Raw genomic sequence first — 22410 nt, forward strand, 5'->3', positions numbered from 1 at the left:
GGGGTGAAATGAAGTGAACTTTGAAACGGTAATCGGACTTGAAGTCCATGTGGAATTAAAAACAAAATCTAAAATTTTCTCAAGCTCACCGACGCCATTCGGAGCGGAAGCCAATACCCAAACGAGCGTCATTGACCTTGGGTATCCCGGCGTGCTGCCCGTTTTAAACAAAGAAGCGGTCGAATTCGCGATGAAAGCTGCAATGGCTTTGAACTGCGAAATCGCAACGGATACGAAGTTTGACCGGAAAAACTATTTCTACCCGGACAACCCGAAGGCATATCAAATTTCTCAATTTGACAAGCCGATCGGTGAAAACGGCTGGATCGAAATCGAAGTCGGCGGAAAAACGAAAAAAATCGGCATTACCCGTCTTCACCTTGAAGAAGATGCGGGAAAACTGACGCATACGGGCGACGGCTATTCCCTCGTTGACTTCAACCGCCAGGGCACGCCGCTTGTCGAGATTGTATCTGAGCCGGATATCCGTACACCGGAGGAAGCTTACGCATATCTCGAAAAGCTGAAATCAATTATCCAATACACAGGCGTGTCTGACTGTAAAATGGAAGAAGGTTCACTGCGCTGTGACGCCAACATTTCTCTCCGTCCGATCGGCCAGGAGAAATTCGGCACAAAAACGGAGCTGAAAAACCTGAACTCCTTCGCATTCGTGCAAAAAGGCCTTGAGCATGAAGAAAAACGCCAGGAGCAGGTGCTTCTGTCAGGCGGCGTCATTCAGCAGGAGACGCGCCGCTACGATGAAGCGACGAAAAAAACCATTTTGATGCGTATCAAAGAAGGTTCGGATGACTATCGTTATTTCCCAGAGCCTGACCTTGTCGAGCTCTACATTGATGACGAATGGAAAGAACGCGTAAGAGCAACCATTCCTGAGCTTCCGGATGAGCGCCGCAAACGTTATATCGAAGAGCTCGGCCTGCCGGCTTATGACGCAATGGTTCTGACGCTCACGAAAGAAATGGCTGATTTCTTCGAAGAAACGGTCAATAAAGGCGCAGAAGCCAAGCAGGCATCAAACTGGCTGATGGGTGAAGTGTCAGCTTACCTGAACGCCGAACAAAAAGAGCTTGAGGATGTCGCACTGACGCCTGAAGGCCTTGCCGGCATGATTAAGCTGATTGAAAAAGGGACCATTTCGTCTAAAATCGCGAAGAAAGTCTTCAAAGAATTAATTGAAAAAGGCGGAGACGCTGAAAAAATCGTCAAAGAAAAAGGCCTCGTGCAGATTTCTGACGAAAGCGTGCTTCTGAAGCTTGTGACAGATGCGCTTGACAGCAACCCGCAGTCAATTGAAGACTTCAAAAACGGAAAAGACCGCGCGATCGGCTTCCTTGTCGGGCAGATTATGAAAGCCTCAAAAGGACAGGCCAACCCGCCGATGGTCAACAAAATCTTACTTGAAGAAATCAAAAAACGATAAAAAAAGCAGCCGCCTGTAAGGGCGCTGCTGACACGGAGACCGGTATGCGCCGGTCTCTTTTTTTTATAAGCTGAAATAGGTTTCAATGGAAGCACGCAGCGTTTCAATCTGTTTATTTCCGCTGCCTGCCAAATTAGACAGCATTCCTTTAATAATCGGTTTGCGCGGCTCTTCCTTTGCGCTTTCCTCTTCAATGACTTCCAGCGAAACGAGAACGTCCTCAGGCAGCCCCTGCTGAGCTTTTGCCATTTGAATATCCGCGAGCAGTCTCTTTCTGTCCGCCGCGGGCTGAGTGAAAATATCCTCAGGCAAAAGCGGATCGGGATTGTCTTTTATCAGTCCGGTAATCAGATCATCGATCCTGGCGATCAGAAAGGGGGCCACGTTTTCCGTCCGGAATGCCGTATTTTCATTGAAAATCAAGAAATGAATATAAGAGCTCACAATTCCTTGGGCCATAACGGATGCATCCGCTAAAAACGGCATGACGGCATCTCCGTAAACGGAAAGCAAAGCATCCCGGTACAGCATGTTAAATTGAATATTCGCCTCATGAAAGTATTGTTTTACCTTTTGATTTTCTGGGATGACCTTTTCGCTCAGCAAGAGAATGATAAAGTCCTTATGCTCCATAAATTCCTGGAATTGATATGCGATTTGTTTTTGGAATACGTCCTTAGGCGGTTTATGCTGATGTTCTGTTTTGATTTTCTTTATTTCTTCCATAGACATGCCGATGTAATACTCACATGCGGACAGCAAAAGGTCTTCTTTTGATTTGAAATGGAGATAGAAGGCTCCTTTTGAAATTCCGCATTCACCGGCGATTTCCTGAATGGTTGTTGAAGAAAACCCTTTTTTGGCAAATAAATGGATGCCTGTTTTTATGATTTTCTCTTTTTTTTCGTTCATGACGTGCTTCCCCTTAATCCTGAAAAATTTAGAAAAATTTACTGCCTTATTAGTTGACGATGTTGAGTTATACCGTTTAGTATTATATAGAATGACCAGTCAGTCAATAAAAAATAACGGAGGACATGATGAACCACATTATTAACTTTGTACTGAAGAACAAATTCGCAGTTTGGCTGATGACGATTATCGTTACTGTAGCAGGGCTGTATGCCGGTCTGAATATGAAACAGGAATCCATACCGGACGTCAACATGCCTTACCTTTCAGTAAATACGACTTATCCCGGAGCTGCTCCGAGTCAAGTTGCGGATGACGTGACGAAACCAATTGAGCAGGCGGTGCAGAATTTAGAAGGAGTGAGCGTCGTATCGTCCACATCCTCTGAAAACGTCTCATCGGTTACGATTGAATATGATTACAGCAAGGATATGGACAAGGCGAAAACTGAAGTCGCTGAAGCGCTGGACAGTGTCAGCCTTCCTGACGACGCGAAAAAACCTGACATTTCCCGTTACAGCATCAACTCTTTCCCGATTTTGACGCTCAGTGTGACAAGCGGCAAAAGCTCGCTTGAAGATCTGACCAAAAATGTGGAAAACACTCTCGTTCCTAAGCTCAAAGGCATCCAGGGCGTTGCGTCCGTGCAAGTTTCCGGACAGCAGGAAGAGCAGGTGGAATTCTCTTTCAAAGACAAAAAAATGAAAGAGTACGGACTTGATGAAGATACTGTCAAGAAAGTGATCCAAGGATCTGACGTCAATACGCCGCTTGGATTGTACACGTTCGGCAACAAAGAAAAATCAGTTGTCGTTAACGGAAATATTACGTCAATTAAAGATCTGAAAGATATGAGAATTCCGGTCACATCTTCTTCTGCCGCTCAAGGTCAAGCGGGCGGAGCTGGTGCGGCATCCGCGGCGGACGCTCAGGCTGCGCAGCAGGCACAGCAAAGCGCATCAGCAGGGGTGCCGACAGTCAAGCTTTCTGACATTGCCGACATTAAAGATGTGAAAAAAGCAGAATCCATTTCCCGCACGAACGGAAAGGACAGCATCGGAATTAATATCGTAAAGGCCAATGACGCCAACACGGTGGAAGTGGCCGATGCGATTAAAGATGAACTGAATCAATACAAAAAAGACCACAAAGGGTTCAAGTACAGCTCGACTCTTGATATGGCAAAGCCGATTACAGAGTCAGTGGAGACGATGTTAAGCAAAGCGATTTTCGGCGCGATTTTTGCGGTCGTGATTATTCTCTTATTCTTAAGAGATATTAAATCAACGATGATTTCTATCGTTTCCATCCCGCTGTCACTGCTGATTGCGCTTCTGGTGCTGAATCAGCTCGATGTCACATTGAACATTATGACACTCGGCGCGATGACGGTCGCTATCGGACGGGTAGTCGATGATTCCATTGTCGTGATCGAAAACATTTACCGCCGCATGAGGCTGAAAGATGAGCCTTTACGCGGGAAGCAATTGGTGCGTGAAGCGACAAAAGAAATGTTTAAACCGATCATGTCATCAACGATCGTAACCATTGCCGTATTCCTGCCGCTTGCCATGGTCGGCGGACAGATCGGCGAACTGTTTATGCCGTTTGCCCTAACAATCGTTTTCGCGCTTGCCGCATCATTGCTGATTTCCATCACACTGGTGCCGATGCTTGCGCACAGTTTATTCAAAAAATCGCTCACAGGCGCGCCTGTTAAAGCGAAAGAGCATAAGCCGGGCAGATTGGCCGATTTCTATAAAAAAGTGCTGAATTGGTCATTAAGCCATAAATGGATTACATCTATTATCGCGGTTGTGATGCTTGCCGGCAGTTTGTTCCTCGTACCTCTGATCGGCGCGAGCTACCTGCCTGCGCAAGCGGACAAAACAATGCAGCTCACATACACGCCTGAACCGGGCGAAACAAAAAGCGAAGCTGAAAAAGCTGCGCAAAAAGCGGAAGACATGCTGCTTAAACGCAAACATGTCGATACCGTCCAGTATTCATTAGGCTCGCAAAGCCCGCTCGGAGGAAGCTCAAACGGGGCATTGTTCTACGTGAAATACGAGGATGACACGCCTGATTTTGACAAAGAAAAAGACAATGTCTTAAAAGAAGTCAAAAAAACATCCAGCCGCGGCGAATGGAAATCACAAAATTTCAGCTCGTCAGGCAACAACAACGAATTAACGTACTATGTGTACGGAGATTCAGAGTCTGATATTAAAGGCACGGTCAAAGACATCGAAGGCATCATGAAAAAGCAGAAGGATCTGAAAGACGTCAACTCAGGCCTTTCCAGCACATATGATGAGTACACGTTCACCGCTGACCAGGAGAAGCTCAGCAAGCTGGGCCTGACGGCTTCGCAAATCTCCCAAGCCTTGATGCCGCAATCGTCACAGTCTCCTTTGACAACGGTGAAAAAAGACGGCAAAGAGCTTGACGTGAACATCAAAACAGAAAAAGACCAGTATAAGAGTGTAAAAGAATTAGAGGATAAAACCATCACATCGCCTGCAGGCCAAGAAGTAAAAATCGGCGATGTGGCGAAAGTGAAAAACGGCACGACATCTGATACCATTTCCAGACGCGACGGCAAAGTGTACGCTGATGTAACGGCAACCGTCACATCTGACAACATCACGAAGGTGTCATCTGCCGTTCAAAAGAAAGTAGACAAACTGGATAAGCCGGACAATGTATCTATTGATACCGGCGGTGTATCAGCCGATATTGCTGATTCCTTTACGAAACTCGGTTTAGCGATGCTTGCCGCAATCGCCATCGTATACCTCGTGCTTGTGATCACGTTCGGCGGAGCATTAGCGCCGTTTGCGATTCTGTTCTCGCTTCCGTTTACAATCATCGGCGCATTAGCCGGACTGTATGTATCCGGAGAGACGATCAGTCTGAATGCCATGATCGGTATGCTGATGCTGATCGGAATCGTCGTTACAAACGCGATTGTCTTAATTGACCGCGTCATCCATAAAGAAGCGGAAGGCTTATCGACGAGAGAAGCGCTCCTTGAAGCCGGCTCTACGAGATTGCGTCCGATTCTGATGACGGCGATCGCGACAATCGGCGCCCTGCTTCCATTGGCATTGGGCTTTGAAGGCGGAAGCCAGGTCATTTCTAAAGGACTCGGTGTCACCGTTATCGGCGGTTTAATCAGTTCGACTCTGCTTACCCTTCTGATTGTGCCGATCGTATATGAAGTATTGGCGAAATTCCGTAAGAAAAAACCAGGAACAGAAGAAGAGTAAGACAGCGGGCCTTGGCTCCTTAAAAGGAGCCGGGCCCTTTTTTCTTCTGGCAATTCCTGTACATATTGTTGCGATTTTCTCAAGTCATAGTATAATTAAAGGTTGTTAGTGTTAATAATGGATCGGATACTCTTAAGTAGGATGATGAGATAATGAAACGTGCACGCATAATATACAATCCGACTTCAGGACGGGAGCTTTTTAAGAAAAATCTTGCCCAGGTCCTGCAAAAATTTGAACAAGCCGGTTATGAAACCTCCACCCATGCCACCACATGCGCGGGGGATGCCACTCACGCCGCAAAAGAAGCCGCTTTGCGGGAGTTTGACCTGATTATCGCAGCCGGCGGAGACGGAACGATTAATGAAGTCGTCAACGGCCTTGCGCCGTTAGACAAACGCCCGACACTCGGCATCATTCCGGTCGGCACGACAAATGACTTCGCCAGAGCGCTGGGCATTCCGAGAGAGAGTATACTGAATGCCGCTGATACCGTCATTAACGGCGCAGCCCGCCCGATCGACATCGGCCAGGTGAACGGTCAGTACTTCATCAACATCGCCGGCGGAGGCCGTCTGACGGAGCTGACGTATGATGTGCCGAGCAAACTGAAAACGATGCTCGGCCAGCTTGCTTATTATTTAAAGGGAATGGAAATGCTGCCTTCACTTCGACCGACAGAAGTCGAGATTGAATATGACGGCAAGCTGTTTCAAGGCGAAATTATGCTGTTTTTAGTGACGCTGACCAACTCGGTCGGCGGATTCGAGAAGCTGGCCCCTGATTCCAGCCTGAATGACGGCATGTTTGATTTAATTATTTTGAAAAAAGCCAATCTCGCGGAGTTTATCAGAGTCGCGAGCATGGCGCTCAGAGGCGATCATATTAACGATCAGCACATTATCTACACAAAAGCGAACCGTGTGAAAGTCAATGTATCAGAAAAGATGCAGCTGAACCTGGACGGCGAATACGGCGGCATGCTGCCCGGCGAATTCGTGAATCTGTATCGGCATATTCACGTCATCATGCCGAAGGAGAAAGCGGAACAGCTGGATGATTAATACGCGGACAAAATCCTAAAACAGTATTCGTTTTAGGATTTTGTCATCTTTTCAGCGTGATCGGAAACCTTTGAAGGCTGATATTGAATTTGAAGGTTTGCCAGCACGCTGAAACAAGGCTATTGGTAAAACTAGAGGTGATTATAGATGAAAATGAAACCCCCGATAGAAAAAAATGAATACTATGACGTGACATTTGAGGATTTGACGCACGAAGGAGCGGGCGTCGCAAAGGTTGAGGGCTTCCCGATCTTCGTGCCGAACGCCCTGCCTGAGGAAAAAGCGCAAATCAAAGTGACACGCGTCAAAAAAGGCTTCGCTTTCGGCCGCTTGATTGAGCTGAAGGAAGAAAGCCCGCACAGAACGGATGCTCCGTGCCCAATCTACAAGCAATGCGGCGGCTGCCAGCTTCAGCACATGACCTATGAAGGCCAGCTATTATTTAAACAGAAACAAGTCAAAGACGTCTTAGAACGGATCGGCAAGCTGGATCTCTCTAAAGTCACCGTGCACCCGACGCTCGGCATGGAAGACCCGTGGAACTACAGAAACAAAGCACAGGTGCCTGTCGGTGAAAGAGAAGGCGGACTCGTCGCCGGATTTTATCAGCAAAGAAGCCATGACATCATCGACATGAGCGCCTGCCTGATTCAGCAATCCAAAAACGACGAAGCCGTCCAAGCCGTCAAGGACATCTGCGCAAACTACGGTGTCAAAGCCTACAACGAAGAACGCCACAAAGGCTGGCTCCGCCATATCATGGTCAGATACGGCGTCGTCACGGGCGAAATGATGATCGTCTTCATCACAAGAACAAACGACTTCCCGCACAAAGCGAAGATCATCGAAGACATTACGGCGCAATTCCCGCACGTTAAATCAATCGTGCAAAACATCAACCCAAATAAAACAAACGTGATTTTTGGGGACGAAACAAATGTCATCTGGGGCGAAGAATACATCTACGACCTCATCGGAGACGTCAAATTCGCCATCTCCGCCAGATCGTTCTATCAGGTTAATCCAGAGCAAACGAAAGTGCTCTACGACAAAGCGCTTGAGTACGCGGAGCTGCAAGGGGAAGAAGTCGTCATCGACGCCTACTGCGGCATCGGAACGATTTCTCTATTTCTGGCGAAGCAGGCGAAAAAAGTGTACGGCGTCGAAATCGTGCCGGAAGCCATCGAGGATGCGAAACGAAACGCTGAACTGAACGGCATCACAAACGCGGAATTCGCAGTCGGAGAAGCAGAAACCGTCATTCCAAAGTGGTACGAAGAAGGCATCACGGCCGACACCCTCGTCGTCGACCCGCCAAGAAAAGGCTGTGACGAAGCGCTGTTGCGCACAATCATCGACATGAAACCGAAGCGGGTGGTGTACGTGTCCTGCAACCCAGGAACGCTAGCAAGAGACCTGCGGGTGCTTGAGGATGGCGGGTATCAGACGCTCGAAGTGCAGCCTGTGGATATGTTCCCGCATACGAATCATGTGGAGTGTGTGGCAGTTCTTTATGATCAGGGGAGGCAGTACGGTAACTGTTAGTAAGAAAGAAGAAGGAGTAAAGATAATAAATATCTTTACTCCTTTCGTTTGTAAGGAATCCACTATTTTCAATCCCGCTCTAAATCAGAATCTCTATGACAAAACAGAATGCATTTTTATAACATTATAATTTTTAAAGTTATACATGTAGCAGCCCTTGTTTAATTCCGTTCACAACTGCTCCAACTCTTGAGTTGGCGTCCATTTTTTGAATAATAGAAGAAATGTGACGTTCTACAGTTCTTTTACTTAACTTTAATGCAGAACTGATTTCCATATTTGTTTTATCCTCTGCTATCAACTTCAGTACCTCCAGTTCCTTATGAGTAAGGCGATCAACAGAAAGGTTTACAGCATGTTGAGGAAATACATGGTTTCCTGCAAAAGATTGTTTGACTGCAGTTATTAGTTCATTAATTGAATTTTCTTTCCTTACATAAGCAGCCGCTCCGGCATTGTATGCTGCATATATATATTCATCATACTCATAACCGGATAATATTACAATTTTTAACTCAGGAAATGTTTTCTTAATGTTTCTTGTCAAGGAGATTCCGTTGAAAGATTTCATCCTAATATCAATAATTAGAATATTGGGACGATGGTGGTCAATTTCATCATATATCTCTGCAGGATTTGATAAAGTGCTAACTACTTCAATAACTCTGTCGTGTTCTAGCAATTGTTTAATACCTTGTACCATCATCAAATGATCATCTAACAGCAATACTTTGATTTTCAACTGATTTACTCCATTCATTGGAAAAGTAGTTGTAACAATAATGTGTTAAAACGTTTTTCTCTTTGGTTATAAATTAGAACAGAAAAGGATCGAATATAAGATATCTGCTTTGGGCTTTAGTCATTTCTAAAATGATGTAGATCCAAGCATTAGTAAGAAGGTTTATAAACTTATTTGATAGATATATGTCTATAATACGGTCCTTATGGAATATTATATCGTTTTCCTTGTTTTTAATCTAGATAAAGGTATAATATACTATCCTTTTTTTGTTATTTATTTCTTAACAACTCATATTTTTAATTACTCAAATCGCCTTAATTGATAATCGCGTCAAAAAAACATGCAATTAACAATAATAAGTTGGCGATATCACGCCATTTATTTGGCGGGATTTACGGATTTCATGTGAGTCGATATTTTGATATTTTTATATAGAGAAGAAAATATTGGTTAAATAGAGGTAGAATATACTATTTTCACTGATGTTGTGTTTTTGATACACCTCAAAAAATACTGTGATGCACTTCAGCTAAGGTGTAGACAGAGTAAACTTTTTAAAGAGTTACAATCAGGATTCATTCTTGAGACGGGACAAAGGGAGGGGTAATAATGTTAAAAGTAAAGATCTTAGAAACCGAAGAGGAGAAAAAAGAACTATATGCAACGAGATATAAAATCTTTGTTGAACAGGAAAAATCGGTACCTGCTGCAAATTATAAGGACGGTTTATTAAAGGATCATTCTGATGATCATGCTTACCAAATCGGATGTTATGAAGGCAGTTTATTAGTTGGGTTTATGACTTTAATTGTAAAAAAAGATGATGAATTATTAGAGGTTGAACAAACTCATAATTTGAAACCGCAAGAGAATGAAAAATATGCAGAAGTCATGAGATTAGTCGTGTTAGACACATCTTTTACTAAAACGATTTCAATGAAAGGTAAAGTAATGAACCTTCTATTTGATACAGTAAAAGATATTATTATCTCTGAAAATATTACTCATCTTCTCTTGCAGAGCAGAGAGAAATCTAAAAAAATGTACGAAAAAATAGGGTTTAAACAAATTGGTGATTTCAAATTATACAGAGAGAAATCATACCAATGTCCTATGAAACTTGACGTAATGAAAGTAAGCGAAAAGGTAGTAAATATATCTGAATTTATTTAATGAAAGGGATGGAGCTAAATGAGTCTGGAAACATTAATTAGTGTAGAAAAAAAAGAAAAGCTAGTGGGAATGATCGCGGAAATCTTGGAAGTGGAACCAGTAGAAATAAAGGATGATACAGATCTGGTTGAAGAATTAGATGCTGACTCAATGATGGCTTTAGAAATCTTAGCCTGTGTCGAAAAGGAGTTTCAATTAAAAATACCGGAAGAAGAGTTACAAAACTTCACCACAGTAAATAATATTATTTCAATTATTGAAGAAAGAATAAAGGAAAAATAATATGAATTCATTGTCGCATGATGAGGTTTTAGAGAAATTACCGCAGAGATACCCTTTTGTAATGATAGATCGAGTGATCGAGGCTAATGAAACTTACATAACAGCTATGAAAAATGTATCAGGAAATGAACCGTGCTTCCAAGGGCATTTCCCTGAAAAGAAAATATTTCCGGGTGTGTATATCACAGAAGCGATTGCTCAAGCAGCTATTCTTTTGTTTTCACAGAACGAAAATTCAGCAGAAACAAAACAAACTCTTCCTCTCCTTTACCACACAAATGTGAAATTTAAAAAGCCAATTGTACCTGGAGATCAAATGATTATTACATTAAATATAATAAAGAAAATTAGTAAGGCTGCAATTGTGAAAGCTGAAGTGAAAGTAGATGATTCTAAATGCGCATCGGGAGAATTGACCTTTACACTTGTGGGAGATGAATAATTTGAAAAGAGTTGTAGTAACCGGTACAGGAGCTATTACCTCAATAGGCCTTAATTCAAAAGATTTTTGGAGATCTTGTTTGAGTGGAGAGTCCGGCATTTCACCTATTCAAAAAGACGGACTTCATTTATTGGATCCTAAATATGGCGGTCAAATTCATAACTTCAATGCTTCTGAATGGATTAAAGTTAACGATTATATGTCAATTGGAAGAGGTTCTCAATTATTAATTGCAAGTATGTATGATGCAATCAAAAATGCTGAATTAAAGCCTGAAACTTATAAAATGGCAGATTTATATGTTGGAACCACTATGGGTGAAATATCCATTGAAAAAACTGACTATAATCGTCATTTGGAAGAAGCTAGCCCTCAACATCTTTTAGACCAAGGATTCTTGCATACGTTATTAGCAAATGCCTGCAGAGAATTTGAGTTACAGGGAGAGACAATGCTTGTTGCAAATGCTTGTTCTGCAGGTAATTATGCAATTATTCAAGGCTATGAAAAGATCAGAAACGGAGAACAATCTATCTGTTTTACAGCAGGAGAAGATCCTTTCTCGACTATTGCTTATTACGGGTTTAACCGATTAAAGGCTATTGCAGCAAAAGAATGTAAACCATTTGATGCTCACAGAGATGGAATGCTTGTTGCTGAAGGAGCGGGCTGTTTAGTATTAGAAGAATTAGAACACGCTCAACAAAGAGGGGCTAATATCCTGGCAGAAGTTAAAGGGTATGGAGTTTCATGTGATGCCTATCATATCACTGCGCCGCATCCTAATTCGACAGGGATAATACAAGCCATGGAAAAAGCTATAAAAAAGGCTGGTATTACAACTGATGATGTAGATTACATCAGCGCTCATGGTACAGGTACTCAAGCCAATGATAAAGCGGAGTCGTTTGCAGTTAACCAATTATTTAATAAAAAAGTACCGATGAGTTCAATTAAGTCCATGATAGGTCATTCTATGGGGGCTGCAAGTCTTCTTGAAGCGATTGTATGTTGTAACGCTGTAAAAGAAGACGTTGCACCTCCAACAATAAACTTTGAACTAAAAGATATAAATTGTGATGTTGATTGTATTCCAAATAATAAACGGTCATTTCCTATTGAGTATGCTATGAATAATTCTTACGCTTTTGGCGGCGCCAATTCCAGCATCATTTTTAAGAAATTCAGAGACAATTGCTAAAAATGGAGATGAGTAAAAATGAATATTATTGGAAGAGGTAAAGTCCTTTCTGAAACAATAAGCGTGGAAAGCATAAGAAATAACGTAGAGATAAGCGGTATCCTTGAACCTGAGAATTTTGATATAAAACAGTATGTTAAATATAAAGGACTCCGTTCATTAACAAAAGCAACTAATTTAGCAATTGCATCAATAAGTGAGGCAATTACAGATGCGGGAAGCAGATACAGTGAACATTCACCAGAAAGAATCGGTGTTTTTGTGGGAAGTACATTAAACCCTTTGGATGCCGCTTATCATTTTATGACAGATGTCTATGAAGCTTCTCCGGATTTTGTGAGTCCAGTTAAATTCTCTAGTTCCGTATTAAATAATATTTCCGGATGGGCTTCCATTGTTTACGGAATAACAGGCCTAAACTCTACTGTAATTTCAGGAAATCTTTCTGGAATAGACGCTTTAAAAATGGCAGTTTCGTATATAAACAATGATGTTATTGATGTTGCCATTGTAACTGCTGTTGAGGGAAACGAAGCAGGATCCATTTATCAACAAGGGAACCTTCAAAAAAAAGTAAATGCTGTTACAGGCGCAATTTCGTTTATTATAGAAAAAGATGAAAATAACTATCCAAATATAGAAAATATAAATAGTTTCCAACATACTGAAGATAATAGAGATAAAATCATTATGAACTTAGAAAAAGATTTAAATAACGGAATAACAAAAAATTTAATTTATGGTTCAAATAATTGCAATGATGAAATCATTTTTAACTATTTAAAAAGCAAAAAATTTGACGATGAATTAAATATATTGGATATATCTCGAAGCTCTGGGATGTCAAATGCTTTATCTGGGTTTTTGAAGTTGCTGGTATCAATGGACATGGAAGGTGAAACATTAGTGATCGAGACGAATGAAGTTGGAAACGATAGCATTATTAAAATAAATTCAAAAATTAGTTGAGGATCAGATTATGAAAAAAATAGCCATTATAACGGGTGGTACCGGAGATTTAGGACAATCACTTATTGATAAATTTCATCATAATAATTATATTGTTTATTTTACGTATTTCGGAAATGTCGAGAGAGCTAAAATGATTGAAGAAAAATACCCTGGAACAAAAGCTATAAAGGTCGATGTCAGAGAATACAGTCTTGTGAAAGAATTTATCGAGCAAATATATAACACGCATGAACGAATAGATTGTCTAATTAATAACGCCGGAATTAATAAAGATAAAACAATTTCTTTTATGAATCAAAAGTCTTGGTCAGAAGTGATCGATACAAATCTGAACGGTACTTTCAATTGTTGTAAATTCGTCTCGAAATATATGATCAATCAAGGTTATGGTTCAATTATTAATATGTCCTCGGTTTCAGGTATAAAAGGTATTGAAGGTCAGACTAATTATGGTGCGGCAAAAGCAGGGGTTAACGGGCTAACAAAAACTTTAGCGAAAGAATTGGCAAAGTATAATGTTAGGGTCAATTCCGTTTGCCCAGGCTTTATAGAATCAGACATGACAAGTAATTTGGACGAGGACAGGATGATCAATCTTATCCCAATGCAGTATGTAGGAAGTCCGGATGATGTAAGTGAATTATCACTTTTTTTGGCGGAAAATAGATCCAAATACATTACTGGGCAAATGATTGCAGTTGACGGAGGACTAACAATCTAGCATAATTTAGTAATCTTACTTTTCGAGGTGAACAGAATGGGAGAAGAACAAGACATTATTACAGTAACCGATCTGCGCAAAAAATATGGATCATTTGAAGCAGTGAAAGGGGTATCCTTTTCTGTCAAACGCGGCGAGCTATTTGCATTTCTGGGAACGAACGGTGCGGGGAAATCGACCACTATCGATATTCTCTGTACGCTGATTAAAAAGACATCCGGAAAAGTGGTAATAGACGGTTTTACGCTTGGTGAGGGGAAAGAGAATAATCATATCCGCAAAAAGATTGGGGTTGTCTTTCAAGAGAGTATTTTGGATGAACGATTGACCGTTTATGAAAACATCATGAACCGCGGACAATATTATCATTTAAGCAAGGCACAAGTGCAAGAGAACTATCAGTTTGTTACAGACTATTTAAAATTGGATGATATTAAGGAGAAAAAATACAGCGACTTGTCAGGCGGACAAAGAAGAAGAGCTGATATTGCCCGTGCTATCATCCATAAACCGGCTATATTATTTTTAGATGAGCCTACTACAGGTCTTGATCCGCAAACGAGAGTATTTGTTTGGAATGCGATTAAAAGGCTGCAGGAAGAAACAAACATGACAATCTTTTTAACGACCCATTACATGGAGGAGGCCGCTGTGGCTGATAACGTTGTGGTCATCAAAGAAGGACGTCTGATCGCAGAGGGTACACCGAGTCAGCTGAAAGATCAATATGCGTTTGACAGTCTGCATATGATATTTAAGCAAGGCGTTGATCCGACTGCATGGTTTGAAAATAAACAACTGGATTTTACGGTTAAAAACTCTATTTATTCCCTTCGTGTAGAGTCCACTCTCCAAGCGTTTGACATTTTGAAAGGTCTTGAAGGAAAAATTGAATCTTTCGAGGTGATTAAAGGGAATATGGATGATGTGTTTATCCATATTATCGAAGAACAAGGAAGCAGTTTGCCAGTAAAGGGGAGCATTGCGTAAATGAAGTCTTTATCCAGTTTAATCAGTAGAAATATAAAAATTTACTTCCGTGATCGAACGCTTTTGCTTCTTTCTTTGCTGTCAGTATTTATCGTCATTCTGTTATATGCCGTGTTCTTACAGCAGACACAGCTGGACGCTATTAAGGCTCTGGTCGGTTCGACAGATGATTCCAAAGCAATGGTGAACGAATGGATGGTGGCGGGATTGCTGTCCATTACAGCTGTGACAACGACTTTAGGCGCTTTCGGAATTATGGTGAAAGATAAAGAAAGCAAGAGAACGTATGACTTTTTAACAGCTCCTTTATCAAGGGCGACCATCCAATTGAGCTACGTCATTCATTCATTTGTCATCGGCTTGATCTTTTCTTTCATCGCCTTTTTAGGCTGTGAAATTTTTCTCGTTTCAACAGGCAGCAAGCTTTTAAGCGGTACAGATATACTTGAAGTATTGGGGATCATTATTCTTTCAGTTGCACTGTCAAGCTCTATTAATTTATTTTTAACGCTGTTTATTCACACACAAAATGCATTTTCGACGTTAAGTACGATTGTCGGAACAGCCATCGGTTTTTTATGCGGAGTTTATGTGCCGATCGGCGGTGTACCGGTTTTTGTACAGAAGATTATTATGTATTTCCCTATCAGCCATACCGCTGTTCTGTTCAGAAAGGCGTTTATGACAGATTCAGTTGACAAAGTATTTAAACATGCCTCAGCGGACCAAATACAGGAATATGAAAAGCATTACGGGATCGTCTACAAGTTAAACGGCCATCTTATCAGTACGGCAGCAAGCTTGTGGATCATTGTCATTACAGCCATCATATTTACCGTTATATCTATTTTCATTTTTAAAAAACAAAATAAATAACCTCTTCAGACGATACATAACGATTTAACAGGCAGCATCCGTTTACTGGATGCTGCCTGTTTTGCTTAGTCTTATGGGAGCAGCCCATATTTTTGTGATTCTGCAGGTTCTGTCTTTGTGTACCGGTTAATTCTGATGCAATAACATGTTACATTAGTCAAGATATCCTGATTGTCAGCTTTTCATTTTTCTTTCGCTAGTCTTGATGAAATCTTCAAAGATACATTTTTGTCCATTCACAAGGTATGATGTCATTTAATTTATCACAAATAATCTGGTACAGATCTTGCATTTTTTTAGTTTTCAACCTTTTGACCTTCAATCGTCGAGAAATCCCAGTATAAAAAATAGCCCAGCAAAGAAGTGCTGAGCCATTATTGATTTATAGACCGAAGTAGTTTATTACGAACTGTTTATCATCCTCATCTTCAGGCAATATTCCTAAATTTTTATATTCCCATACTACTTGCCGTTGTGTTCCATTTAAGTCTGAGGCGATGACATCGGTGTAATCGTAGTCTATTGAGAATTTTCCAGTATTCTCTAGTTTAAGCGTTAAATTGGTCCAAATATCTTGGTTGTTTGCTTTAAATTCTTCTCTTAACTCCTCGAATAACTCTTGAAGTTCAATTAATAAACTCACGTATATTTTTTTACTAACATCGAATTGTTTCGGTATATCATGAGAATAGATATTCTCTTCACTTTGTGGTGTATTGAAGAAAAAGTAAACTTCTGATGAATCATCTAATATTTCCGCATAAAGAATGATTTTTGTCCATTCAGATGGAATCATTTCATTAAGCTGTTCTGCTATTTGTTGATATAAATGTCCCATTTTCTCAGTTTCCATAGGTTTAACCTCCAGCTTGGTTTTTTATTGTCACGAATTTTGTTTTATTGCCAATCGTATATTCGATTATGAATTTTGTAGGTCTTAAAGAGTCACCTTTATATAGAGATTCTATGTTAACAATAACTCTTTTAGGAGGTTCTTCTTTAAGAGCCTTTGCCCATTCTTGCTCCATTTCATACCACCGGCCGCCGCTCCTATTAATCTGAGAATTCATCGGCACGATATTGTCGAATTGGCCTGAGCCTTTGAATTGGGTGGCGATTAGGTGGTCTCCGTCGTCATCTGTCAGGCGGTCTGGTTAGCCTGCTTTTGACTGTGCATATTGGTTGCGTTTTGCTTCTCCTAGCTGCAAGTCTGCTTTGACACTTGTAATTCTACCATAGTTGTCAGTGGTGTACGTGTAGCCTTCTTTTGTTTTGTAGATGACATTCGGCTTCAATACTTTCTTTCTGGTCCATTTCGCAAAATGCTCAACGTATTTGACCCTACTGGCGAAGCCCGGTCTTCTTTTTGTTCCGTACGGTTTCGGTGTGTAAGGTACTCCTTTGGCGGTACCACGCACGGAGTGGGCGATAGTGGAGAATAACCCCCAGTTATAGTTAGTTACTTTGTCTGTGAGAGAACGCCCCTCCTTTTGTTTATCTATGGATATTTATAGTCTTTTAGGTTTTACACGCAAACAAAAAAGGCCTCTGAAAAAAAAGAGAGCCTTCTTCTAGTCATCCTACTTTTTATTTGCTTCCAAGTAGTATGAATAACCATCTAATAAAATGCTACATTGAAAATGTAATTCTGAATTATGTTTTATTATGATTTTTTCTTTTAAACATAGGGTACTGCACCAATAAATTTAAATGAATAATTTTTTGCAGTTATTTCTTTCTCCCTGCCGTCATATTCAAAATTATATAAAAGAACAGCAGCATTGATTTGTTCAGGGAGTGTGGTACCTACCATGTTTTCGAAACGAGGTAAGATGACACTATCGTATGAACAGCCGTCAATTAGTGCAGGTAAATTGTCACGATTATTTTCATGTGCAACTTTTTCTATAAAATCCTCATCTAAATCATCGATATCTATATCAAAGTCAATTAAAAATTGGGAAGGAAGAAAATCACCTTCATCTTCATTGTAAACTAATTCAACATATTTACTTAATGATTCATTATCCTTTATACTTCCAATCCACAATGATACGTAATTTTGGCGTTCCATATAAACCTCCTATTATTTAATCCTCAATCCTTTTGGCAGGGCTTCCACTCCACCTTTAAGTCTATAGTTTGCCCAATTATTCAATCTGCGGACAAATATATTATAGTTTAGAGATGAATCAATAATTCCTAGCAATTCATTATGGGCAGCTGTAGAGCCCAATCCCCCATGCTTACCAACAGGATTTACGAACTCAACTTCGTTTATGGCAGTTCTTAAATCTCTTATTTGTTCCGCTGTAATATTCCAATGTTTAAAGGTAGGAGCTCGGGAAACTAAATGCCATTCGTGCATGCCGCCGGGTGCTCTTAGTTGTCTTTCAATTGCTCTTCTAACTTTTTTATCTGCCCAAAGTTCATCAAGTTGTTTTGTTGTTAATGAGTTGAACCAATTATTAAATTCACCGCTTTTTACTGTAGGAACTATTGTTTTTCTAGGTTTCTTTACATTCTGGGTTTTTATTATCTCAGTTTCTTGTAAAGCTTTCGACTTCTGTACATCAATCTCTTTCTTCAAAAGCGGCGTATTCTTCACATTATGTGTATTTTCAATATCCTGGAGAATTCCTGCAAAAGCTGGTTGATTTCCTTTTGATAATGAATTGGTGAAATCTTTAGTTTTCTGGATACCTGTCTTCACATGTTTTACCGCCGCTTTTTCTCCGGCTTCCAAGACGTTATCCACTTTAGAGGCGCCTGTTTTAGCGAGCTTGCTTGTTACTTTTACAGCTGAGCCGGAACCTTTTAGTCCGACGATGCTCCCGATGGCGTAGGTGATGTAATGTGATCTTGAATACGCATCCCCGTTAACCATTTTATCATTCCATGAATCCGCCAGGTTTGTCCATATGATTTTTGCGTAAGAGGGCGTGTTCAGTACAGCCGATATGGTTTTAGCGACTTTTTGTTCATCAGAGAGATGATAAAAATCCCATGCGCCGACAGCCAGATCTTTGACGCCGGTTACGGTGTCTTTTCCGACATCATAAAGGCCGACGCCTATTCCTTTGACGATGTCCCAAGCCGTTTCGCCGACTTCTTCGAGTTGTTTTGCTTGTTCAAGCTGCATCACATATTCCACCTGAGCGGGTTCAAGGTTTTCATAGCCGATCTTCTTCGCGATTTCCAAATACTCATCCGGATCGGTGACACCATCAGCCAGCTTTTTCTTCAGATCCTTGATTTCCCGCTCTTTCGCCTCTTCCTTTTTAATCGTCAAATAAGCATCCGAATGTCTTGAAATCTCGCCTTTTTTCTTATGGATGTCGCTCTCACGGTACGCCTTGGCATTGTAGTGAAGCGGAGTTGCGCTTTTACCTTTGCCTGTGGCGTTTTGGAGCTGCTGAAAGTCGGCTTGGATGAACTGTTCGTTCGCTTCGGTTTCTGCGTATTCTTTCATTAGATCGTGATCGAGCTTGCCGAGTTTATGTATCGTTTCGCTTCTTTTTTTGTCAGCTGAAGAAAGCTTCTGATCTGTGCTTTCGGTTGAAAACAGATCAAGCGAGATGATGTCATTGATCTCACCGAGGATGGAGCGCATGTCCTTCTTTTGCTCTTCCATAATCGCCTTTGATTTACTGAGGGCATGGGTGAGTTCGTGCTCCAGAAATGATTCCTCCACATGCGAATTGGAAAGTCCGGCGTCTTCGACCTTGCCGGGAAGGCTTGTGAGAAATGCGATTTTCATGTCGATCAGATCAAGCCAGCTGTCTGTGACGCCGGCGTGATCCTGGAAAAAGGCTTTGATGTTATTTGCTCCCCGGCCTGAGAAATCATTGTCACCAAGATCAGCCATGCCTTGAAACGCTTTTTTCAGGTTGACCATCTGACCGCGCAGTTTTTTGTATTCACCCGCGCGCTGTTTGGCAGCGGACAGCAGGCTGTTTGCTTCGAAAACTTTCATGACCATGTCCTTTCTTTTGTTCGATATCAAAATTTTACCACGTGAGTCGGGGTATACAGTGTAGGAAATAGGTAATGAGAACAAAATGAATCTTTTGGTTTGCGACTTCCTTCCTGTATGAAGGGTTGTACAATAACCCTCAAATTCGGCTTAGTGCGCGCGGTGATTTTGAGCGTGCCTGTTTTTTCTAATGTCTTACACTCGAAACAACCCAATCGCTGAGGTATAATAGAAACAGAGTATTTAATCATACAGATTCAATTCGTGAAAGAGAGTGGAACAAAATGGGCCGTAAGTGGAACAATATTAAAGAAAAGAAAGCATCAAAGGACGCAAATACGAGCCGGATTTACGCGAAGTTCGGCCGTGAGATTTATGTGGCGGCAAAACAGGGCGAGCCTGATCCGGAATCGAACCAGGCGTTAAAAGTGGTGCTTGAGCGCGCGAAGACGTACAGTGTGCCGAAAAACATTATTGAGCGTGCGATTGAAAAGGCGAAAGGCGGCGCAGAGGAGAACTTTGACGAGCTGCGTTACGAAGGTTTCGGGCCGAACGGTTCAATGATTATCGTGGATGCGTTAACGAATAATGTAAACCGCACGGCGCCTGAAGTGCGCGCCGCATTCGGGAAAAACGGCGGGAATATGGGTGTGAGCGGGTCTGTCGCTTACATGTTCGATGCGACTGCCGTTATCGGCGTTGAAGGCAAGACGGCGGATGAAGCGCTGGAATTGCTGATGGAGGCTGATGTGGATGTTCGCGATATTTTGGAAGAGGATGACAGTGTGATCGTGTATGCCGAGCCTGATCAATTCCATGCCGTACAAGAGGCATTCAAAAATGCCGGTGTTGAAGAGTTCACAGTTGCGGAGCTGACGATGCTTGCGCAAAATGAAATCGAGCTTCCCGAAGATGCGAAAGCTCAATTTGAAAAGCTGATCGATGTGCTGGAAGACCTGGAAGACGTACAGCAGGTTTATCACAATGTAGATTTAGGCGAATGAAGACAAAAAGGCCGGGACTGCTTATGTTCCGGCTTTTTATTTTGTCCGTGCGTTCAGCCTGATTGCAATCCATAAAAAGCTGTAATTGATTAATTCGCCAAAACTGGGCGGCTGCCCATACGTTTCCCTCCGAATGTCATAAACTGGACTGTAACCTATGTGAAGGAGCGATAAATCATGGATGAAAGAAGACCGATTTACGGCGGCGGCTTTGGCGGCGGCTATGGAGGGTTTGGGGGCTATCCGGGGCACGGTTTTGGCGGTTACGGAGGCTTCGGAGGCTATCCGGGGTACGGCTTCGGCGGAGGCTTCGGAGGCTACCCGGGATACGGTTTTGGCGGTTACGGAGGTTACGGCGGCTTTGGCGGCTTTGGCGGCCATGGCGGCTTCGGAGGCTATCCGGGGTACGGTTTTGGCGGCTATGGCGGAGGCTACGGCGGCTACCCGTTCCATCATCGGGACAGTCAATATATCTGACCATTCGGGAAAAAGCACTCTTGGACAGCAAGAGTGTTTTTTTGTGACCGTTTCTAAGCGCCGGGCTTTTTTCATTTCTTGCGGGGCATAAATGCCGTTACGGGTTCATACCTATTAAGGTCATGTGTTTAGGAAAGGAGGATCGTAATGAAAGAAAATCAGCCGTTTACACCGGTCAAATCTTATAAGCCCTTCCACAGCCGGTTTGATCCCTGCCCGCCGATCGGGAGAAAATACTACAGAACGCCGCCGCATCTTTATATGCGGTTTCAGCCGTATCACTTGGAGCAGTTTTCTCCGATGGAGGCATTGAGAAAAGGGACCCTTTGGAAGGATCTTTACGATTTCTATGATAATCCTTATCGGGGGGGAATCGAATATGGCGAAAAAGATTGATGATGAATACTATCGGCTGCTGGAGCAAATCCAGGCGGCGGACTTTGTCTTAGTGGAGCTGACGCTTTATCTGGATACGCATCCCCATGACCGTCTCGCGCTTCAGCAGTTTCATGAATATTCCCGGTACTCAAGGCAGCTGAGAAAGCGGTTTGAGCCTGAGTACGGACCGCTTCTGCAATTTGGCGTGAGTCAGGTCGGCGCGCAGTGGGATTGGGGCCGCGGTCCTTGGCCGTGGCAAGTATAAGGAGGGATCTGTAAATGTGGGTATATGAAAAAAAGCTGCAGTATCCGGTTAAAGTGAGCACATGCAACCCGATGCTGGCTAAGTTTTTGATTGAACAATACGGCGGGGCTGACGGCGAATTAGCCGCCGCGCTCCGGTATTTAAACCAGCGCTACACGATTCCTGATAAGGTGATCGGCCTGCTGACGGATATCGGCACGGAGGAGTTTGCCCATTTGGAAATGATTGCGACGATGATTTATAAGCTGACAAAAGATGCAACCCCGCAGCAGCTGCGTGATGCAGGGCTCAGCGATCATTACGTCAACCATGACAGCGCGCTGTTTTATCATAATGCGGCCGGAGTTCCGTTCACGGCGTCTTACATACAGGCGAAGGGAGACCCAATCGCTGATTTATATGAAGATATCGCGGCTGAAGAGAAGGCGAGAGCGACGTATCAATGGATTATTGATATTTCCGATGACCCTGACCTGAATGATTCACTCCGTTTTCTGCGTGAGCGTGAAATCGTTCACTCCATGCGTTTCAGGGAAGCGGTCGAGATTTTAAAAGAAGAACGTGATAAGAAGAAAATTTTTTAAACGGCCCTCAAACATGACGGCTGTTTTTTTCCTTTCTGCGTTTGGTCTATAATGAAGGTGTCGAATATTCTGATTACGGGAGGATTT

At 42.2% G+C, this 22410-nt stretch carries 23 protein-coding genes and 1 pseudogene; 17 read left to right on the top strand and 7 right to left on the bottom strand.

Going from position 1 to position 22410, the window contains the following annotated elements:
- The first annotated feature begins 13 nt into the window (after window positions 1-13).
- Entirely contained in the window at window positions 14-1444 is a 1431-nt protein-coding gene (gene gatB / locus ABDB98_RS03450; RefSeq protein WP_016936997.1) for an Asp-tRNA(Asn)/Glu-tRNA(Gln) amidotransferase subunit GatB, read from the top strand.
- Between the two features lie 63 nt (window positions 1445-1507).
- On the opposite strand, the gene ABDB98_RS03455 is transcribed toward gatB, so the two are convergent.
- Window positions 1508-2356 (bottom strand): TetR/AcrR family transcriptional regulator, encoded by an 849-nt coding sequence (locus tag ABDB98_RS03455; RefSeq protein WP_045926647.1) that lies wholly within the window; start codon window positions 2354-2356, stop codon window positions 1508-1510.
- A gap of 128 nt (window positions 2357-2484) precedes the next feature.
- Here ABDB98_RS03455 and ABDB98_RS03460 point away from each other — a divergent pair, with 128 nt between their 5' ends.
- The 3 genes from ABDB98_RS03460 (at window position 2485) to rlmD (ending at window position 8237) form a co-directional block, all read left to right on the top strand.
- On the top strand, window positions 2485-5628 hold the full coding sequence (locus tag ABDB98_RS03460; protein WP_438421368.1) for an efflux RND transporter permease subunit: 3144 nt from the start codon (window positions 2485-2487) through the stop codon (window positions 5626-5628).
- Window positions 5629-5780: 152 nt separating this feature from the next.
- The gene (locus ABDB98_RS03465) at window positions 5781-6692 is read left to right on the top strand and encodes a diacylglycerol kinase (RefSeq protein ID WP_060963386.1); all 912 of its coding nucleotides are present in this window, start codon (window positions 5781-5783) and stop codon (window positions 6690-6692) included.
- A 147-nt stretch (window positions 6693-6839) separates the two neighbouring features.
- Window positions 6840-8237 carry a 23S rRNA (uracil(1939)-C(5))-methyltransferase RlmD gene (gene rlmD / locus ABDB98_RS03470; protein ID WP_438421369.1) on the top strand — a complete coding sequence of 466 codons (1398 nt, stop codon included), beginning with the start codon at window positions 6840-6842 and terminating at the stop codon, window positions 8235-8237.
- Between the two features lie 139 nt (window positions 8238-8376).
- Here rlmD and ABDB98_RS03475 read toward each other — a convergent pair whose 3' ends face one another.
- Entirely contained in the window at window positions 8377-8979 is a 603-nt protein-coding gene (locus ABDB98_RS03475; RefSeq protein WP_438421370.1) for a response regulator transcription factor, read from the bottom strand.
- 612 nt (window positions 8980-9591) lie between these two features.
- On the opposite strand from ABDB98_RS03475, the gene ABDB98_RS03480 reads away from it, so the two are divergent.
- From ABDB98_RS03480 to ABDB98_RS03515, 8 genes are read left to right on the top strand one after another with little or no spacing between them, the layout of a single operon-like run.
- A complete protein-coding gene (locus tag ABDB98_RS03480; RefSeq protein WP_438421371.1) occupies window positions 9592-10155 on the top strand; it encodes an N-acyl amino acid synthase FeeM domain-containing protein in 564 nt (187 codons plus the stop codon).
- An 18-nt stretch (window positions 10156-10173) separates the two neighbouring features.
- Window positions 10174-10437 carry an acyl carrier protein gene (locus ABDB98_RS03485; protein ID WP_438421372.1) on the top strand — a complete coding sequence of 88 codons (264 nt, stop codon included), beginning with the start codon at window positions 10174-10176 and terminating at the stop codon, window positions 10435-10437.
- Between the two features lies 1 nt (window position 10438).
- Window positions 10439-10879: a 3-hydroxyacyl-ACP dehydratase FabZ gene (gene fabZ / locus ABDB98_RS03490; protein WP_015239332.1), complete on the top strand. Its 441-nt coding sequence runs from the start codon at window positions 10439-10441 to the stop codon at window positions 10877-10879.
- Between the two features lies 1 nt (window position 10880).
- Window positions 10881-12080 carry a beta-ketoacyl-[acyl-carrier-protein] synthase family protein gene (locus ABDB98_RS03495; RefSeq protein WP_438421373.1) on the top strand — a complete coding sequence of 400 codons (1200 nt, stop codon included), beginning with the start codon at window positions 10881-10883 and terminating at the stop codon, window positions 12078-12080.
- Window positions 12081-12098: 18 nt separating this feature from the next.
- A complete protein-coding gene (locus tag ABDB98_RS03500) occupies window positions 12099-13049 on the top strand; it encodes a beta-ketoacyl synthase N-terminal-like domain-containing protein (RefSeq protein ID WP_438421374.1) in 951 nt (316 codons plus the stop codon).
- Window positions 13050-13059: 10 nt separating this feature from the next.
- Window positions 13060-13773 (top strand): SDR family oxidoreductase, encoded by a 714-nt coding sequence (locus ABDB98_RS03505; RefSeq protein ID WP_438421375.1) that lies wholly within the window; start codon window positions 13060-13062, stop codon window positions 13771-13773.
- Window positions 13774-13809: 36 nt separating this feature from the next.
- A complete protein-coding gene (locus ABDB98_RS03510) occupies window positions 13810-14763 on the top strand; it encodes an ATP-binding cassette domain-containing protein (RefSeq protein WP_438421376.1) in 954 nt (317 codons plus the stop codon).
- Entirely contained in the window at window positions 14764-15639 is an 876-nt protein-coding gene (locus tag ABDB98_RS03515) for an ABC transporter permease (RefSeq protein ID WP_438421377.1), read from the top strand.
- Window positions 15640-15853: 214 nt separating this feature from the next.
- Here ABDB98_RS03515 and ABDB98_RS03520 read toward each other — a convergent pair whose 3' ends face one another.
- From ABDB98_RS03520 to ABDB98_RS03540, 5 genes and pseudogenes are all read right to left on the bottom strand, one after another.
- Window positions 15854-15931: an immunity protein YezG family protein gene (locus ABDB98_RS03520; protein WP_438422107.1), complete on the bottom strand. Its 78-nt coding sequence runs from the start codon at window positions 15929-15931 to the stop codon at window positions 15854-15856.
- A gap of 90 nt (window positions 15932-16021) precedes the next feature.
- Window positions 16022-16492, bottom strand: coding sequence for an antitoxin YezG family protein (locus ABDB98_RS03525; protein WP_438421378.1), 471 nt, complete (start codon window positions 16490-16492; stop codon window positions 16022-16024).
- A gap of 4 nt (window positions 16493-16496) precedes the next feature.
- Window positions 16497-17024 (bottom strand): annotated as a pseudogene (locus tag ABDB98_RS03530) (DNA/RNA non-specific endonuclease); the annotation flags it as partial.
- A 293-nt stretch (window positions 17025-17317) separates the two neighbouring features.
- Window positions 17318-17713 (bottom strand): immunity 22 family protein, encoded by a 396-nt coding sequence (locus ABDB98_RS03535; RefSeq protein WP_438421379.1) that lies wholly within the window; start codon window positions 17711-17713, stop codon window positions 17318-17320.
- A 12-nt stretch (window positions 17714-17725) separates the two neighbouring features.
- Window positions 17726-19615 carry a ribonuclease YeeF family protein gene (locus ABDB98_RS03540; protein ID WP_438421380.1) on the bottom strand — a complete coding sequence of 630 codons (1890 nt, stop codon included), beginning with the start codon at window positions 19613-19615 and terminating at the stop codon, window positions 17726-17728.
- Between the two features lie 284 nt (window positions 19616-19899).
- On the opposite strand from ABDB98_RS03540, the gene ABDB98_RS03545 reads away from it, so the two are divergent.
- From ABDB98_RS03545 to cotJC, 5 genes are all read left to right on the top strand, one after another.
- Window positions 19900-20619: a YebC/PmpR family DNA-binding transcriptional regulator gene (locus tag ABDB98_RS03545; protein WP_014469866.1), complete on the top strand. Its 720-nt coding sequence runs from the start codon at window positions 19900-19902 to the stop codon at window positions 20617-20619.
- 177 nt (window positions 20620-20796) lie between these two features.
- Window positions 20797-21096: a hypothetical protein gene (locus ABDB98_RS03550; RefSeq protein WP_438421381.1), complete on the top strand. Its 300-nt coding sequence runs from the start codon at window positions 20797-20799 to the stop codon at window positions 21094-21096.
- Between the two features lie 147 nt (window positions 21097-21243).
- Complete coding sequence (gene cotJA, locus ABDB98_RS03555; protein ID WP_003155704.1) at window positions 21244-21492, top strand: spore coat-associated protein CotJA; 249 nt, start codon at window positions 21244-21246, stop codon at window positions 21490-21492.
- A complete protein-coding gene (gene cotJB, locus ABDB98_RS03560) occupies window positions 21476-21739 on the top strand; it encodes a spore coat protein CotJB (protein WP_007408934.1) in 264 nt (87 codons plus the stop codon). Before cotJA ends, cotJB begins: the two co-directional genes overlap by 17 nt.
- A 14-nt stretch (window positions 21740-21753) precedes the next feature.
- Window positions 21754-22323: a spore coat protein CotJC gene (gene cotJC / locus ABDB98_RS03565; RefSeq protein ID WP_013351314.1), complete on the top strand. Its 570-nt coding sequence runs from the start codon at window positions 21754-21756 to the stop codon at window positions 22321-22323.
- Window positions 22324-22410: the final 87 nt, after the last annotated feature.

Source organism: Bacillus siamensis (genome assembly GCF_051628075.1).
GTDB lineage: Bacteria > Bacillota > Bacilli > Bacillales > Bacillaceae > Bacillus > Bacillus siamensis.